Source organism: Pseudoalteromonas sp. OFAV1, from assembly GCF_021532595.1.
Taxonomy (GTDB): Bacteria; Pseudomonadota; Gammaproteobacteria; order Enterobacterales; family Alteromonadaceae; genus Pseudoalteromonas; species Pseudoalteromonas lipolytica_C.
In genome coordinates, this window is the sequence record NZ_JAKGBG010000007.1 from 40,202 (window position 1) to 54,678 (window position 14,477).

Here is a 14,477-nt window from a genome sequence, read left to right on the forward strand (position 1 = left end):
GTGTTAGCGATTAGTAGTAAATTATGTAATTGAGAATAGTTTTATGCTGTCGATGCTGCTAGAATCCGCGCCGAAACACTCGTCTTACAATTTTTACATTATTATAAAGGTTGTTCAAACACCATGGTAACCCCACTTATCCTAACCCTGATAGCGGTGGCATTTTTGCTTATCGTTATAGAGGATATTATCCATGTAAACAAGGCCAAAACGACGCTTTTTTTTGGCACTTTATGCTGGATTATCTTATTTATCTCTCCGATTCATGGGCAAAGCCCAGAAACCATGCAACATCAACTGGATCACAATATATTAGAAATCGCGACTTTGTGGCTATTTTTAATGGCTGCGATGACCTTTGTAGCGTATTTAAACTCTAAAGGCTTTATCCAGAATATTGTGCATAAAATTATGCCAAATCAAATCAGTGAACGAAAGCTGATGTTTTTGATTGGTGGTTTTGCGTTTTTATTTTCATCGATATCAGACAACATAACGGCAACTTTAATCTCGCTTGCGGTAGTGATGTCACTGAAGTTAGATCCTAAAAAATTAATAAAATACGCAACCTTAATTGTATTCAGTGTTAACTCGGGTGGGGTGTCGCTGATCACCGGTGATGTTACAACACTGATGATTTTCTTAGACGATAAAGTCACCATTGCTAACTTGTTATTATTAATTGTACCTGCACTTGCAAGTGTTGCATTGTTAGCGGCAATGTTATCGGTGGGTATGTCGGGTAATGTGGTATTTGAAAAGCAAACAGCTCGTCGTATTGAAAAAACCGATATTACCATTGCGGTTATCTTCTTCTCGACCATCATAGCCACGTTAACTTTAAGCGTACTTTATAGTGTGCCACCGCTATTAACCTTTTTATTTGGTTTATCACTGATGTTTTTGGTTGCGCAATTTTTAATGCGCAAAAAAGATGTGAACAAAAAAATCATCGATTATATTCGTGAAATTGAGTACGACACCTTATTGTTCTTCGTGGGTGTGTTATTGCTGGTTGGCGCATTAAAAGAAGTTGGCATGCTTGCTAAATTTACTCACCTTTATGAATTGATGGCGCCTGAATATGCCAATTACTTAATGGGGCTATTATCGGCGGCGGTAGATAACGTACCTTTAACTGCAGCACTCTTAAAAGCAGATATTGTGATGAGTCCACAGCAATGGCTATCATTTACTTACGCAACAGGGGTAGGTGGCTCAATGCTTATTATCGGCTCTGCGGCAGGTATTATTGCCATGAGTAAGGTCAAAGCACTGACCTTTATGAGCTATCTTAAAATGTCGGTTTATTTATTAATTGCTTATACCGTTGGTTATTACGGTTCGCACTTAGCGGGCAGTTTAATTTCATAAAACAACTTGACAGCTAGACGTCTAAACGTTAACTTTCGAAGCCTGCTTTTAACAGCAGGCTTTGTTATTTTAACCAGGTGTTAACTTAACATTCAGAAGAGGTGCGATACTTAGGTAGTTAATGTGAGGTGACGAACGCCGATGACCATTAATGAGGGAAGTACTCGCCGAGAAAATTATCCGGACGTCACGGTTATTTTTCGGTTTATGGGGCTGAATCCTCAAAACTGTCACCAAACTAGGTGGAGAGCTTCTGGCATGGACTACTCTTTATTTTCAAAGCACCCCCTTGCCGAGTTCTTCTTGATTTACTGTGGATAGTTTTCCACAAAAGGAGACGACATGAATACCCAATTAGCCGCCAATACAAAATCAGATTACGTTGTTGCAAAATTTGGCGGTACCAGTGTAGCTAACTTTGATGCTATGAGCCGCTGCGCAGAAATCGTTTGTGCTGATAACCAAGTACGTATTGTTGCTGTGAGTGCCAGTGCTGGCGTGACCAATCATTTAGTTGCATTGTGTAAACGTGATTTGAGCGCGGTTGAGCGTGATGAGCACATTACCGGCGTAGTCGCCATTCAAGAAGCAATTTTGGCAGAGTTGTCGCTCGATGCTGATTTAGCACATGGCTTTAATGAAACGCTTAAGGCTTTTCAAACTTTGGCATCAGAAGGGGTTAAGTCAGTAGCTGAGCAAGATGAGCTACTGAGCTTTGGTGAGCGTTTATCATCGTATTTGTTCACTCAAGTATTACGTGGTCAAGGTCTTGATGCGGTGCGTTTTGATGTACGTAAAGTGCTAAAAACAGATAGCCAATTTGCTAAAGCAACACCTAATGTTGCAGCAACCGCTGCGGCTGCTAAAGAGCATTTAGTGCCGCTACTTGATGAGCAAGTTGTTGTAACTCAAGGCTTTATTGGTAGCAATGAACATAATCAAACAACGACTTTAGGGCGTGGTGGTTCAGATTACAGTGCTGCATTACTCGCTGAAGCAATTAACGCAAAAAGCGTGCATATTTGGACCGATGTTGTGGGTATTTTCAGTACTGATCCGCGTTTATGCGCCAAAGCAAGCCCAATTGCTCGCTTAAGCTTTGATGAAGCGGCAGAAATGGCCACGTTTGGAGCAAAAGTGCTGCATCCTGCAACTATCTTACCAGCGAGCCGTAGCCATATTAGTGTGTTTGTTGGTTCAAGCCGTGAGCCGCAATTAGGCGGTACATGGATTGAAAAAGAAAAGTCTCAGCAACCGGGTATTCGTGCAGTAACGCAGCGTAAAAACCAAATTCTATTAACCGTTAAAAGCCCAGAAATGCTTCTTGCGAGTGGTTTCTTAGCGCGTGTATTCACCATTTTAAGTGAGTTTAATATTTCGGTTGATTTGGTTACTACCTCAGAGATCAGTGTTGCAATTACTTTAGATAATGCGCCAAATGCATCACGTCCTGAGCTTGATCAAGCCTGTTTAGATAAGCTTTCTGAGTTTTGTCATGTGTCGGTTGAGAACAACTTGACGCTGGTGGCTTTAATTGGTTCTGAGATTCAATTACGTCAGCAAGAAATGAACTTAATGCAGGTATTGAGTGATTTTAATATTCGTTTAATTTGCCACGGTGCAAGTAAACATAACCTGTGCTTCTTAGTTGAGCAAAGTGAGTCAGATGAAGTCGTGCAGGCTATTCACAGCCGACTATTAGAAAGCCAAGTCGCGGCGTAGGTCGTTAAAATTAATAAAAGAGCACTGCCAGTCAGTGCTTTTTTGTGCCACAACACTTATATCAAACCCTTCAATAGAGTTACTACTCGCGCTGAAATTATGTTTGCTCAATTCTTCGAATACATTAGGAGCAAGTAGTTTCGCAATCGGCTGAGCACTTGCTTTGGCAAGCGCCTCTTTTAATGTCCAAATTCTAAAAAAGCACTGTGCTTGTTCATCGGGAGCATCAAAACGGCTAATTAAGTCAACTTCATCTTGATGATAAAAGTGCTTTGCGAGTTTGAGAAAAGGGCGAGGTTTACTGCTTTGTTCAATATCAAAACCAAATAGCTGCTGTTCTGGGTTAAGAGCAGCGCCAATTAAACCATTTGAATGTGATAAACAGGCCCACACAGGTTCTCTGCGTTTTGTATATAATTTGAGCTTACTGTCTTTGTCATCAAACTGGCTCGATATTTCATTAAGGGCTAAATCGTCATTAGGGTAAGCGTGTTGATACAAATACTTTAACGTTAGGCGAGTCGCTAAGTACTCTTGCTTGGCGCTAGGAACTTTGCGTTTTTCAAGTACGCTCAATTCAAACCCACTGAGTAATTTATCAACGGGTAAACTTGCAACATCAATACGTGCTGCATCCATCAGCATAATTTTTTTGGCCGTTGTTTGGCTTTGCTGCTCGATGATAAGAGTATTCGAAAAGTAGTGGCTGCTCATGGTTTAACGCTTACACGAAGGCTCGTATTTAGTTTTGTTTATTTTTACAGCAGATGCACATTTATAGGCACGAACAAACGTAAATAGTTTACGCAGTTGACTGTAATTATGGTTTAATGAGGAAAAATAATAACAGATTTGTAGATGTATGGCACAAGTTCGTGACGGCTTTCAAAGTCGATTAGGTTTCGTTTTAGCAGCTTCTGGTGCGGCGGTAGGTTTAGGTAATATTTGGGGCTTTCCAACACAAGCGGCAAACCATGGCGGCGGTGCATTCTTACTTGTTTATTTTATTGTTATTTTCTTATTAGCGCTTCCGGCTCTTTATACTGAGCTATATTTAGGTCATCAAGCACAAGCTAATCCGGTAAAAGCATTATCAAATGCATGGCAAGACACAGCACCTAAAGTGGGGGCCGCAGCTGGCTATATTGGCCTCTTTGGTGCGATTGTAATGCTAAGCTTTTATTCGATTGTCGCAGGCTGGATGCTCGCTTATGCGCTTGAGCCAATCGCAAACTTCTTTGGTTTTACTGAGTTAAGTAACTTTTTACACAGCGACTCCATGGCACGCAACTTTGTGTTTACACCGCTGATGCTTATTCTCACTGCGAGTATTATTTTAAAAGGCGTTAAATCAGGTATCGAAACTTGGTCACGCCGCTTAATGCCATTATTGCTAGTGTTATTAGTGGCTTTAATTGCTTATATCGCTACACTTGATGGTGCGATGGATGGTTTTGCAGCCTACTTAGTACCAGATTTTAGTCAAATTCTTGATGCAAACTTAATTATTGCGGCAATGGGGCAAGCGTTCTTTTCATTGTCGTTAGGTGTAGGATGTATGATGGTTTATGGCTCTTATTTAAAACCAGATGCGAACCTACCTAGATTAACTGGCACTGTGGCACTGCTTGATACCGGTGTGGCCTTTTTAGCAGGTTTATTAATTATTCCGGCTATTTTTGTTGCTCAGCATAATGGTGTAGAGGTATTTAGCGGTGGTAAATTGGTTGGTGAAGGGCAGTTAATATTTGCGATTTTACCTGAGCTGTTTAGCACTATGGGCCAAGTGGGTTTACTCGTTGGCTTATTATTCTTTGTATTAATGTCGATTGCCTCAGTGACATCAACCATCTCATCGACCGAAATTCCAGTGGCATTTTTAGTTGAGAATCACAGTATTGAGCGAAAAAAAGCGACCTTATTTGTGACGCTAGTCGTCTTTATTGCTTCATCACTAATCATCTTAAACTTTGACTGGTTATTTGGCTTAGTGATTATGGTGCTTACACAGTACCAATTACCTTTAATGGGACTGTTCTACTTCATTACTGTTGGCTGGTTATGGCAGCGTGGTAATAAATTGCATCGAGTATCGAGTGGCCCTCATTATTGGTTTGCCCAGTACATTCGCTTTGTCTGTCCGCTATTAATGACGGCGGTATTTGTGAACGTGGCGTTGTTGAAATAGAAACTTGAGTTACAAGTCTCTAGTTTCAAGGGAAAAGTAAAAGGCGCAGGGTTTAAACCTCACGCCTTTTTTAATTTAAGGTGCGCTTGCTTTAAATAACTTCGTTAGTTAATGGTAAACCTTGGCTTATTTCATTGGCGCTCTGCAATGTAGTGCAGGCTATTTCGCTAAGTGCTTCTTGGGTGAAGAAGCCTTGATGGCCTGTCACTAACACATTCGGGAAGCTAATAAGGCGTGAAAAAATATCGTCTTGCATGATTTCTTCACGGTGATCTTTAAAGAATAACTCTGACTCTTGCTCATACACATCAAGCCCTAAGTGTCCCAGCTTTTTAGACTTAAGCGCTTGAATACAGGCTTGGGTATCGAGAAGTGCACCACGAGAGGTGTTAATCAGCATGACACCGTCTTTCATCTTCTTAAATGCGCTAGCATCAATTAAATGATGGGTATGCTCGTTGAGCGGGCAGTGCAATGAGATGACATCACTTTGTGTGAGTAATGTGTCTAAATCACATAGGGTGTAAGGGCCTTCACCAGCCATTGGGTCACACACGAGTACTTTCGCTCCAAAGCCATTTAAGATATTTACCAGTGCTAGGCCGATTTTGCCGCAGCCTATAATCCCGATGGTTTTTTTAAATAAGTTAAAGCCAAGCAAGCCGTTTAAATCAAAGTTACCTTCACGTACTCGGTTAAAGGCTTTATGGGTTTTTCGGTTGAGCGTTAGCATAAGGGCAATACAATGCTCTGCCACGGCTTCTGGACTATAAGCGGGCACACGGCAAACCTTGATGTTATGCTCTTTGGCAGCATCAAGATCAACATTATTAAAGCCTGCACAGCGTAATAAGATTGCCTTTATGCCTAGGGCAGCCATATCAGCAATGACGTGTTTGTCGACTGTATCGTTAACAAACACGCACACAGCATCAAAGCCTTGGCAAAGGGGGGTGGTATTGATGTTTAAGGATTGCTCAAAATAACTGAGCGAAACAGACTCAGCGTATTCAGTTAGATTCCTTTCAAAAAACGGTTGCTCATACTTTTGCGCACTGAATAAGGCCAGTTTCATCATTTAAATTACTCTCTATCACCATTTTGAGGGTTTCGGGTTTGGTGCGCGGGGCATATCGCGCAACGAGTTGACCCTCTGAGTTTATAAGAAATTTGGTGAAATTCCATTTAATTGCGCGGTTTTGTGCTATTCCACGGGTATGACATTTTAAATAATTAAATAAAGGATGGGCCTCTGGGCCGTTCACTAACACTTTGTTAAAAATGGGAAAGCTAACATCAAAGTGTTGCTGATAAAAGGCTTGTAGCTCATTGCCATCTAGAGGTTCATTGTGGCCAAATTGATTACAGGCAAAACCGAGTACGGTAAATCCTTGCTGTTTATAGTCTTGATAAAGCTTTTCAAGGCTTGCCATTTGCACTGAAAAATTACATTTGCTGGCTATATTGACAATAAGCGCTGTTTTACCTTGTAACGATTCAAGGCTAAAGTTTTCACCAGATGTAAGCTGGGCATTGAAACGATATATACTATCCATGTTTTACCTGTGTGTTTTTAAACGGTTTAAATGAACTTTTTTTCATTCGCTTTTTAGTTATTCGGTTGAGATAATGAAATTGTTACTAATTTATCACTCAAATAGGTCAGTTTTATGTCAATGAAAGTCGCCTTCATCGGATTAGGTGTAATGGGTTACCCAATGGCGGGTCACCTTGCCAACGCAGGTCACACCGTGACAGTTTATAATCGCACAACGGCTAAAGCGCAAAAGTGGGTTTCAGAGTATCAAGGTAATTATTGTGAAACGCCAAGTGAAGCCGCTAAAGGGGCTGATATCGTTTTCATGTGTGTAGGCAATGATGATGATTTACGCTCAGTTGTTTATGGTGAAAATGGTGTACTGGCAAGTATGCATGAGGGCAGCTATTTAGTTGACCACACCACGACCTCTGCTGAGGTGGCACGTGAAGTAGGCGCTCAGGCAAAACTACAAGGTATTGCATTTTTAGATGCCCCTGTTTCTGGCGGCCAAGCGGGTGCAGAAAATGGCGTATTAACTGTGATGGTCGGTGGCGACGAAGCTGATTTTAATGTTGTTCAACCTGTAATGGCTGCGTTTAGCCGTTTTAGCCAATTATTAGGTGAAGTAGGCTCTGGTCAACTTTGTAAAATGGTAAATCAGATTTGTATTGCTGGTGTGGTGCAGGGCTTAGCTGAGGGGTTACACTTTGCAAAACAAGCGGGCCTTGATGGTGAAAAAGTGATTGAAACCATCTCAAAAGGTGCTGCAGGTTCATGGCAGATGGAAAACCGCTACAAGACAATGTGGGCAGGTGAATACGAATTTGGTTTTGCTGTTGATTGGATGCGTAAAGATTTAGGCATCGCTTTGGATGAGGCAAAGGCAAACGGCGCAACTTTGCCGATGACGGCAACAGTTGATCAATATTACGCCGATGTACAAGCTTTAGGTGGCGGCCGCTACGACACCTCAAGTTTATTAGCGCGTATTGAAGCGCTACATAAAAAGTAATATCAATAAAAAACGCGACAATTATTGTCGCGTTTTTTATTACATGCTTTGTGCATAATTGTATAACGCTTTTAAAATATGCAGATTTTTTTCGTTATCATCATTTTCATGAGCCAGATTCTCAAGGGTGATCATGAAATCTTGGCCACTGATTGAAGGGTTATCTTCGCCATGCATTAGCTTGTTTTGGCAATACTGGCGCCATTTTGCTAGCTCGTCTTGGCTAAGTGTGTGTGGCCAGTTTCGAGCTCGGTATCTGAATAACAAAGTAGCAAACTTTTTATCATCAAAATCAAGCTGCATTGAGGCTAATTGCTCAGGGCTTGCATCTCGAATAATGGCAAATTTAGCTTTATCAGCATGGCTGGTAAAACCATCATAAAGTTGATAGTCAGGGTTGGTAGTTTCGCCGTAATCACGCTGTTCGTTAAATACTTCGGTTACTTTGTCGCGAAGTTCTGTGTTGGCTTTTAAAATAGCGAGATTTTGTAAACATTTTTCGCGGTCAATACCTAATCGCGCCGCGTTCTCTGGTAACAAGGTTTTTGCTGGCGCAAGAATAGGGCACTTATTTAAATGCACTAGTTTAAGGCCTACTGGTGCTTCGTCTTCGCCAAGATCGCTGTGTTTTGTATAAAGGCGCGTGCGTAGCTCTTCAACAGATAAATCTAATAAGACTTGCGGATCTTCAGTTAAATTAAAGCAAATAATGGCGTTTTTATTAACTGGATGAAAGCTCATTGGTGCAATCCAGCTGGTGCAGCCTTGATTTGCTGGAATTCGTGATGAAGTGTGCACTAGTGGTGTCATGTTAAACACATCAACTAAATCTGCCAGTGCTTTTTTAGAACGTAAGCTAAAGAAAAACTGATACAACTTTGGTTGTTTTTCTTTAATTAATTTAGCCAGTGCTATAGTTGCCGTTACATCACTTAAAGCATCGTGAGCGGCAGCATGTTCAATGCCATTGGCAACGGTTAAGTGTTCGAGTTTAAAGCTTGGTGTACCGTCTTCTTTAAGCGGCCACTCAATGCCTTCTGGGCGCAGTGCATAACAGGCGCGCACTAAATCAATAATATCCCAGCGGCTATTATTGTTTTTGTATTCACGTTCGTATGGGTCATAAAAGTTACGGTATAAGCTGTAACGTGTGACTTCATCATCAAAACGGATGCTGTTATAGCCCGCAACACAGGTGTTAGGTTGGCTAAATTCAGCATGGATTTTTGCCATAAACTCAGCTTCAACTAAGCCTTTTTGCATCGCAATTTGCGGGGTAATACCTGTTATTAAACATGCTTCGGGGTGGGGTAAGTAATCAGCCGCCGGCTTGCAATACTCAATTAACGGTTCACCAATAATATTTAAATCAAGATCGGTACGAATGCCAGCAAACTGACTTGGACGATCTTTTTGCGGACTTGCGCCAAATGTTTCGTAGTCGTGCCAGTAAATTGTTGGTTGTTGTTGTTCTGGATAAGCCATGCATTAAACCTTGCTAAGCGTCGAGCCGTTTTGAGTTATTTTCTGAATTGTCAGAATTATGGCATAGAGCCTAGCTAGTTTATAGAGTAAAACGTAATGTGGCTGTTTAGTGTAACTTTTATAAACACGAGCTGTATAAAAAATGGCCTTGCGGTTAATTTTTATGCTTATATAGTGAGGTGTCGTTAGTTTTTGAGCTGTTTTGTATTCTGTGGCTCGGTATTTGCTAACGAAAACTATCTTTAACAATGAAGGAACAAAAAAATGACTTTATCAGCTTTATTACTATCTACTTTAGCATTCGACGCAACTCCAGCTTCAAATTATTCTGTTGAAAAACTTGGCAATTCTGGAGGTATAATCATTCTTAACCCAAAGAAGAAACAAGAAAACTTAAAGAACTCGGGTGGAATTATTATTCTTAATCCAAAAAAGAAAGAAAATTAATAGATAAAACCAGCATATAGCTGGTTTTTTTGTACCTAACACTCTAATATGAAAGAAAAAAGAGTTTCGTCTGTGGACTTCCTGCAAGAGCTTTATAATAAATGGTTAGTAATTAAGCCATATACGGATACATTTTCATTTCAAGCTGTAATAGCAACAAGTTATTTGATTGCTCTGTTAAACTCTTTGAGAAAGGCCTTAAAAGAGAGGGAGTACTTTAGTAACTTTATTACTATAACAAGTGTTTGTGTAAATTATTTATTAACAGCGCTGATGATGGAATATGCTTTAGAGTATGTAAAAAATCATAATTCAGCAGCAGGAGCGCAAAATGTATATGTTGGCTTTGTAATCGCAAATTCAATTATGTTGTTAGCAATGTATAGAATTCACATAGTTTTTAGTTATAGATTTAATGAATTATTCTTTAAGGTTTCAAAGCTTTTCCTCATTTTAACGTTTTCCCATTTAATAATTTGGATTAAATTTGTTGTATTAGATTTGCAGCAAGAATTTGCCCATATACATTATCTTTACAGTTTTATTGTGTTGTATATCAGCCTTGTACTTTCATTTATCATGCTTTTTCCTGATGTTTTGCGCACTAAGTTTGGGTGTATAGTAACATTTAGTTTACCGAGGGATCGTCATGCTTGAACTAATTTACATAGCCATTGTTGTATTAGCAGTTTTGCTAGCTGTAAGCACGTGGCTAATAGCACGCAAAAATATTTTTGAAGAACAAATCAGAAGCAAATCTGTTGAGGTGGTGTGGTGTACGCTACAGGCAGAGCAAGAAACGGATATCAACAAAGCCATAAAACTGTTTAATAGAGCGGAGGCTCTGAAAAACGAAATATGTAGCCTGATGGATAACAGTACAAGCCCTCAAAAGTTTCAGTGGGTAGAAGCAACTGATCTTAAAAACCAGCAATTAAAAGAGCTATCTTTAGGTGAGTTGCAGAAGTATTACGATGAACAAAATAATATTTCTGAGATCTACAACAAGCTCTATAAAGGAAAAAATTAAAAGCCAGATTATTTTATCTGGCTTTGTAGTTTTAGTTCATTTTTTATCTGTTTAACTTGAATATCAGCTAGCTGTTTGAGTGCATCTTGAGTTTGGTTTTCACCCTTGATTAACCCCGCTATTGACATTTTTTTGATACTTTTTAAAAGCCCATTATTAATTGCCTGTAACAATGGGCCTTCTAGTTTAATTAAATTATCTTTCTTACCACTTAGTAGATAATCAAAACTAACCTGAGCGTGTTTACTCGCTTTATCAATCACTTCATATGGGACAATAGCGCTTTGAATGCATTCTTTGCTATAGCCTTGATTGAGAGCTAAAGCTTGCTCAAGCTCAGTGTTATTGGTTACTTGGTATACTTCGCATAAGCGTTGAAAAATTGCACTTATATGTTGCTGCTCAGAATTTAACTCTTGATCGAACATGGCATATCCTTGCACATTATTTTCTACCAATAGTAAACGACTTTTTCTGAAACCGCATTCATAAAGTGCACGTTTATCAAATATTTAATGCCATATGGTGATACAAGCCAATACCAACTAATACATTAAATGGGAAAGTTATGCCCAAGGAGCAGAGCATAGCCAACCCAATGTCAGCCTCTGGGATGGCTGCTTTGATGGCTGCTGGTGCGGCAATATATGATGCACTTGCTACTAAGCTTGCCAAAATAACAACTGAACCAAGTTCCAGCTGTAAAAGGGTTCCGACACCGACTCCAATCGCGCCAAGAATACTAGGAGTAATAAGAGCAAAAAGTGCTAAGCGCCAGTGATGCCATGGGATAGGGCGTAGTGTTTGAGCTGCCATTAAGCCCATTTCAAGTAAAAACAAGGCCAGTACGACTTTGAAACTGTTGGTTAATAAACTGGTTACTTGACTACCTTGTTGAGTCCCATACATCATGCCGATTATTACGCCACCGACTAACAATATGACGCTTTTGTTTGTTAATGTTTCATGCCACAGTGCTTTAAGTGATAAATGTTTACTTGAGCCATTACCAAGGCTGCGAAATAGCAGCAGACCGACAATAATTGCTGGCAGTTCTAACATGACTAGATACAGTGTTACTTCAGCGCCAACATCTAAAGCATTTGACTCAGCATAAGCCAAAGCAACAGCAAATGTACCGGCACTTACTGAACCATAGTGTGCTGCAATACTTGAACTATTTGCTACTGATAAACCAAGCAATTTATTTAATATAGGATAAACAAGAAGAGGAATACCTGCACCGAGAAGCATCACCGCGCCCATTTCAGGCAGTAATTTCCAATGCAAGCTGCCGTGCAGCACCATGCCACCTTTTAAACCAATTGTTAGCATAAGCAGTAGGCTCAGCGTTTCGTAAGTTGCTTGTGGAATTTTAAGATCTGAGCGCAATAACCCTGCAGCTAGACCCAAAATAAAAAACATTACAACAATATCAGGCACTTTATTCTCCTTTGAATTTAAAATGTCGTCATTTTAAACAAAAAGAAGCATAGTAAATAATTAAATAAATGCTAGTATCTTATAGGTTTTTATCTATGGGTGGTGGTTATGGATCTAAGACATATTTCTTTTCGGCTATTAGAAGTGTTTATGCAAGTTGTTAAAACTCGTTCGATCAGTGAAACAGCAAGGCAGTTACATTTAACACAGCCGACGGTTTCTCAACAAATTAAGCGCTTACAAGAAAGTATTAGTGAACCTTTAATTATTGTTAATCAGCAAAAAATTCATATTACTGAAGCGGGTTTCGCGCTTTATCAAACGTGCCTACAAGTATTTGGACAATTTGATGATTATCAAGATTATTTAGTTGAGCTTAGAGGAGGAGAGCGAGGGCGTTGCAAAATAGCCATTGTAAACACTGCACAATATATTTTACCTAAGTTACTGGGCCCATACAGTAATTTACATCCTCACGTAGAATTACCGCTGGAAATTGGTAATAGGGCAGAAGTACTTGCTCGATTTGAAAGAGGAGAAGATGACATTTATGTATTTAGTCACCCGCCGTCACTAGAACATGCAAAGGCTGGGCGATTTTTGCAAAATCCACTTGTCTTTATTGCTCCTATGCACCATCCACTTGCTCAGCAACAGCAAGTGACTTTAAAAGAGTTAATGAAGGAGCGTTTTTTATTACGTGAGCCTGGTTCTGCAACTAGAATGCTATTTGAGAGTGAGCTGCAAAGTCGTGGCTTAGTATTGAGTAATACAGTGCAAATGGCTAGTAACGAAGCGATTAGAGTCGCTGTAGGCTCTGGCATGGGGCTTGGTGTGGTATCGCGCCATGTATTGCCAACAAACGATAGCTCTTTTTGCATCCTTGATGTAGTTGATGTTCAGCTTGCTAGTCACTGGTACTTCGTGGTGCGCACTGATCGTCATCTTTCTCATGCTGCTCGTAGCTTCTTAAAGTTCGCAGAGCTTAACCTTGAGCAATGTTTAGACAAAAACTGGGTCAATAATGAATTAAGTACATTGAATACAAGCTTAGCGTAAAGTATTTTTAAAAAGCCATAGTAACGACTTGATTTCTACCGTTTACTTTTGCTTTGTAAAGTCCTTTATCTGCTTGGGCAAGTAACTCGTTTATATTATTGCTTCCTGACTGATGGGTGATTATGCCCACGCTGATGGTTAATTTTATGCGTTGATCATTGAAAGTAAAATAGTCGTTATTGATGGCTAAGCGAATTCGCTCTGATAAGTTTTCACCCTGTAATTGGTTAGTGCTTGGAAGTATAACTGCAAATTCTTCTCCACCAATTCGAGCTACTAAGTCGTGTTCTCTAAGTTGTGATTTTATTTTATTTGCGACCCACTTTAATGCCTCATCCCCAGTTTCGTGGCCATACTTGTCGTTTACTCTTTTGAAAAAATCTATATCAATCATGACTGCGCATAATTCACTGAGGCTATTGTTTGCTTGTTCCAAATAGTTATTGCTAATAGTTATAAAAGCTCGTCTATTGAGTAATCCAGTTAATGAATCTCGATTAGCAAGATCACTGAGTACTTGTTCTGATTCTAAAAACATGAGTAATGGCCAGATCATTGCTGTAAGTGTAGTGATGATGATATGGCTAATTAGAATAATGGCAAACACTTGTGATATGTCTGCCTTTATGTAGTTAAAGTGCTCCATCACTAAAAGACCAAATTGAACAAACATGATGGCGCTGTGAATGAAAAAGCATAGCTGCAAGAGCACCAAGTGGATAATTCGCTCAACATTTAGTCTACGTAAAGCATTTGCTGCGTAGAGAAAACTAAAGGCAAGAATTGCAGTCGTGACGAATTGATCAAAACCAAGTTGAAACATGGGAAATAATAGCATTGCAGTAGCTAGTAGAAGATATAAGCAACGTTTTAAGTAGTATTTTTCTCTATTGTTATAGGCATGAATACCTAAGACTGCAGCTAGTGGAGCGGCTATTATAAGTAAATTGGCTATAAAGTGTGTCAAAATTGGAAGGTCAATAAACACTCGTGAGGTGGCTGTAATTTGGGCTAATACAAAAATCAGGCACGAACTTCCCCAATACAAATAGCTTTGTTGCTGTCTCAAAAAATACAGAGACAATAAGAAGGCACCAATAACCACATTCAGTAATACCGAAATGCTGATTATGGTGGGTAAGTCCACCATGAATATCCCTAATTCCACTTTACGACA

At 39.7% G+C, this 14,477-nt stretch carries 15 protein-coding genes and 1 riboswitch; of the genes, 8 read left to right on the forward strand and 7 right to left on the reverse strand.

Translation table 11 applies throughout. The features are described from left to right. Window positions 1-123: 123 nt before the first annotated feature. Window positions 124-1,374 (forward strand): sodium:proton antiporter NhaD, encoded by a 1,251-nt coding sequence (nhaD, locus tag L1267_RS05805; protein WP_235382342.1) that lies wholly within the window; start codon window positions 124-126, stop codon window positions 1,372-1,374. Between the two features lie 88 nt (window positions 1,375-1,462). Further along, a riboswitch (Lysine riboswitch) is annotated at window positions 1,463-1,635 on the forward strand. Window positions 1,636-1,716: 81 nt separating this feature from the next. Continuing rightward, window positions 1,717-3,096 carry a lysine-sensitive aspartokinase 3 gene (lysC, locus tag L1267_RS05810; RefSeq protein ID WP_135924272.1) on the forward strand — a complete coding sequence of 460 codons (1,380 nt, stop codon included), beginning with the start codon at window positions 1,717-1,719 and terminating at the stop codon, window positions 3,094-3,096. Here the strand turns inward: lysC and L1267_RS05815 are convergent. Further along, the gene (locus L1267_RS05815) at window positions 3,073-3,810 is read right to left on the reverse strand and encodes a 4'-phosphopantetheinyl transferase family protein (protein ID WP_235382343.1); all 738 of its coding nucleotides are present in this window, start codon (window positions 3,808-3,810) and stop codon (window positions 3,073-3,075) included. The two genes, lysC and L1267_RS05815, sit on opposite strands and share 24 nt — an antisense overlap. A gap of 148 nt (window positions 3,811-3,958) precedes the next feature. Here L1267_RS05815 and L1267_RS05820 point away from each other — a divergent pair, with 148 nt between their 5' ends. Continuing rightward, window positions 3,959-5,284 (forward strand): sodium-dependent transporter, encoded by a 1,326-nt coding sequence (locus tag L1267_RS05820; protein ID WP_235382344.1) that lies wholly within the window; start codon window positions 3,959-3,961, stop codon window positions 5,282-5,284. 91 nt (window positions 5,285-5,375) lie between these two features. Here the strand turns inward: L1267_RS05820 and L1267_RS05825 are convergent, their stop codons facing one another. Both L1267_RS05825 and L1267_RS05830 read right to left on the reverse strand, forming a co-directional pair. Next, window positions 5,376-6,359, reverse strand: a complete 984-nt coding sequence (locus L1267_RS05825; protein ID WP_235382401.1) for a 2-hydroxyacid dehydrogenase — start codon at window positions 6,357-6,359, stop codon at window positions 5,376-5,378. Further along, window positions 6,325-6,840, reverse strand: a complete 516-nt coding sequence (locus tag L1267_RS05830) for a glutathione peroxidase (RefSeq protein WP_235382345.1) — start codon at window positions 6,838-6,840, stop codon at window positions 6,325-6,327. Before L1267_RS05830 ends, L1267_RS05825 begins: the two co-directional genes overlap by 35 nt. A 114-nt stretch (window positions 6,841-6,954) precedes the next feature. Here L1267_RS05830 and L1267_RS05835 point away from each other — a divergent pair, with 114 nt between their 5' ends. Then, the gene (locus tag L1267_RS05835) at window positions 6,955-7,836 is read left to right on the forward strand and encodes an NAD(P)-dependent oxidoreductase (RefSeq protein WP_135924275.1); all 882 of its coding nucleotides are present in this window, start codon (window positions 6,955-6,957) and stop codon (window positions 7,834-7,836) included. A 39-nt stretch (window positions 7,837-7,875) separates the two neighbouring features. On the opposite strand, the gene sbcB is transcribed toward L1267_RS05835, so the two are convergent. Next, window positions 7,876-9,321, reverse strand: a complete 1,446-nt coding sequence (gene sbcB, locus L1267_RS05840) for an exodeoxyribonuclease I (protein ID WP_235382346.1) — start codon at window positions 9,319-9,321, stop codon at window positions 7,876-7,878. A 264-nt stretch (window positions 9,322-9,585) separates the two neighbouring features. On the opposite strand from sbcB, the gene L1267_RS05845 reads away from it, so the two are divergent. From L1267_RS05845 to L1267_RS05855, 3 genes are read left to right on the forward strand one after another with little or no spacing between them, the layout of a single operon-like run. Continuing rightward, window positions 9,586-9,768, forward strand: coding sequence for a hypothetical protein (locus tag L1267_RS05845; protein WP_199526607.1), 183 nt, complete (start codon window positions 9,586-9,588; stop codon window positions 9,766-9,768). A gap of 48 nt (window positions 9,769-9,816) precedes the next feature. Then, complete coding sequence (locus L1267_RS05850; RefSeq protein WP_235382347.1) at window positions 9,817-10,425, forward strand: hypothetical protein; 609 nt, start codon at window positions 9,817-9,819, stop codon at window positions 10,423-10,425. Then, window positions 10,418-10,798, forward strand: coding sequence for a hypothetical protein (locus tag L1267_RS05855; RefSeq protein ID WP_235382348.1), 381 nt, complete (start codon window positions 10,418-10,420; stop codon window positions 10,796-10,798). Before L1267_RS05850 ends, L1267_RS05855 begins: the two co-directional genes overlap by 8 nt. Before the next feature lie 8 nt (window positions 10,799-10,806). On the opposite strand, the gene L1267_RS05860 is transcribed toward L1267_RS05855, so the two are convergent. Both L1267_RS05860 and L1267_RS05865 read right to left on the reverse strand, forming a co-directional pair. Beyond that, window positions 10,807-11,226 (reverse strand): hypothetical protein, encoded by a 420-nt coding sequence (locus L1267_RS05860; RefSeq protein ID WP_135924280.1) that lies wholly within the window; start codon window positions 11,224-11,226, stop codon window positions 10,807-10,809. 76 nt (window positions 11,227-11,302) lie between these two features. Then, a complete protein-coding gene (locus tag L1267_RS05865) occupies window positions 11,303-12,241 on the reverse strand; it encodes a sodium-dependent bicarbonate transport family permease (RefSeq protein ID WP_135924281.1) in 939 nt (312 codons plus the stop codon). Between the two features lie 108 nt (window positions 12,242-12,349). Between L1267_RS05865 and L1267_RS05870 the strand changes: the two genes are divergently transcribed. Then, entirely contained in the window at window positions 12,350-13,300 is a 951-nt protein-coding gene (locus L1267_RS05870) for a LysR family transcriptional regulator (RefSeq protein WP_135924282.1), read from the forward strand. A 7-nt stretch (window positions 13,301-13,307) separates the two neighbouring features. Here L1267_RS05870 and L1267_RS23735 read toward each other — a convergent pair whose 3' ends face one another. Further along, window positions 13,308-14,468, reverse strand: coding sequence for a GGDEF domain-containing protein (locus L1267_RS23735; RefSeq protein ID WP_199526605.1), 1,161 nt, complete (start codon window positions 14,466-14,468; stop codon window positions 13,308-13,310). Window positions 14,469-14,477: the final 9 nt, after the last annotated feature.

What these genes read in the sequence shown, in the direction of transcription:
- nhaD (WP_235382342.1), top strand. Translation starts at nt 124, where the DNA reads ATGGTAACCCCACTTATCCTAACCCTGATAGCGGTGGCATTTTTGCTT.
- lysC (WP_135924272.1), top strand. Translation starts at nt 1,717, where the DNA reads ATGAATACCCAATTAGCCGCCAATACAAAATCAGATTACGTTGTTGCA.
- L1267_RS05815 (WP_235382343.1), bottom strand. Translation starts at nt 3,810, where the DNA reads ATGAGCAGCCACTACTTTTCGAATACTCTTATCATCGAGCAGCAAAGC.
- L1267_RS05820 (WP_235382344.1), top strand. Translation starts at nt 3,959, where the DNA reads ATGGCACAAGTTCGTGACGGCTTTCAAAGTCGATTAGGTTTCGTTTTA.
- L1267_RS05825 (WP_235382401.1), bottom strand. Translation starts at nt 6,359, where the DNA reads ATGAAACTGGCCTTATTCAGTGCGCAAAAGTATGAGCAACCGTTTTTT.
- L1267_RS05830 (WP_235382345.1), bottom strand. Translation starts at nt 6,840, where the DNA reads ATGGATAGTATATATCGTTTCAATGCCCAGCTTACATCTGGTGAAAAC.
- L1267_RS05835 (WP_135924275.1), top strand. Translation starts at nt 6,955, where the DNA reads ATGTCAATGAAAGTCGCCTTCATCGGATTAGGTGTAATGGGTTACCCA.
- sbcB (WP_235382346.1), bottom strand. Translation starts at nt 9,321, where the DNA reads ATGGCTTATCCAGAACAACAACAACCAACAATTTACTGGCACGACTAC.
- L1267_RS05845 (WP_199526607.1), top strand. Translation starts at nt 9,586, where the DNA reads ATGACTTTATCAGCTTTATTACTATCTACTTTAGCATTCGACGCAACT.
- L1267_RS05850 (WP_235382347.1), top strand. Translation starts at nt 9,817, where the DNA reads ATGAAAGAAAAAAGAGTTTCGTCTGTGGACTTCCTGCAAGAGCTTTAT.
- L1267_RS05855 (WP_235382348.1), top strand. Translation starts at nt 10,418, where the DNA reads ATGCTTGAACTAATTTACATAGCCATTGTTGTATTAGCAGTTTTGCTA.
- L1267_RS05860 (WP_135924280.1), bottom strand. Translation starts at nt 11,226, where the DNA reads ATGTTCGATCAAGAGTTAAATTCTGAGCAGCAACATATAAGTGCAATT.
- L1267_RS05870 (WP_135924282.1), top strand. Translation starts at nt 12,350, where the DNA reads ATGGATCTAAGACATATTTCTTTTCGGCTATTAGAAGTGTTTATGCAA.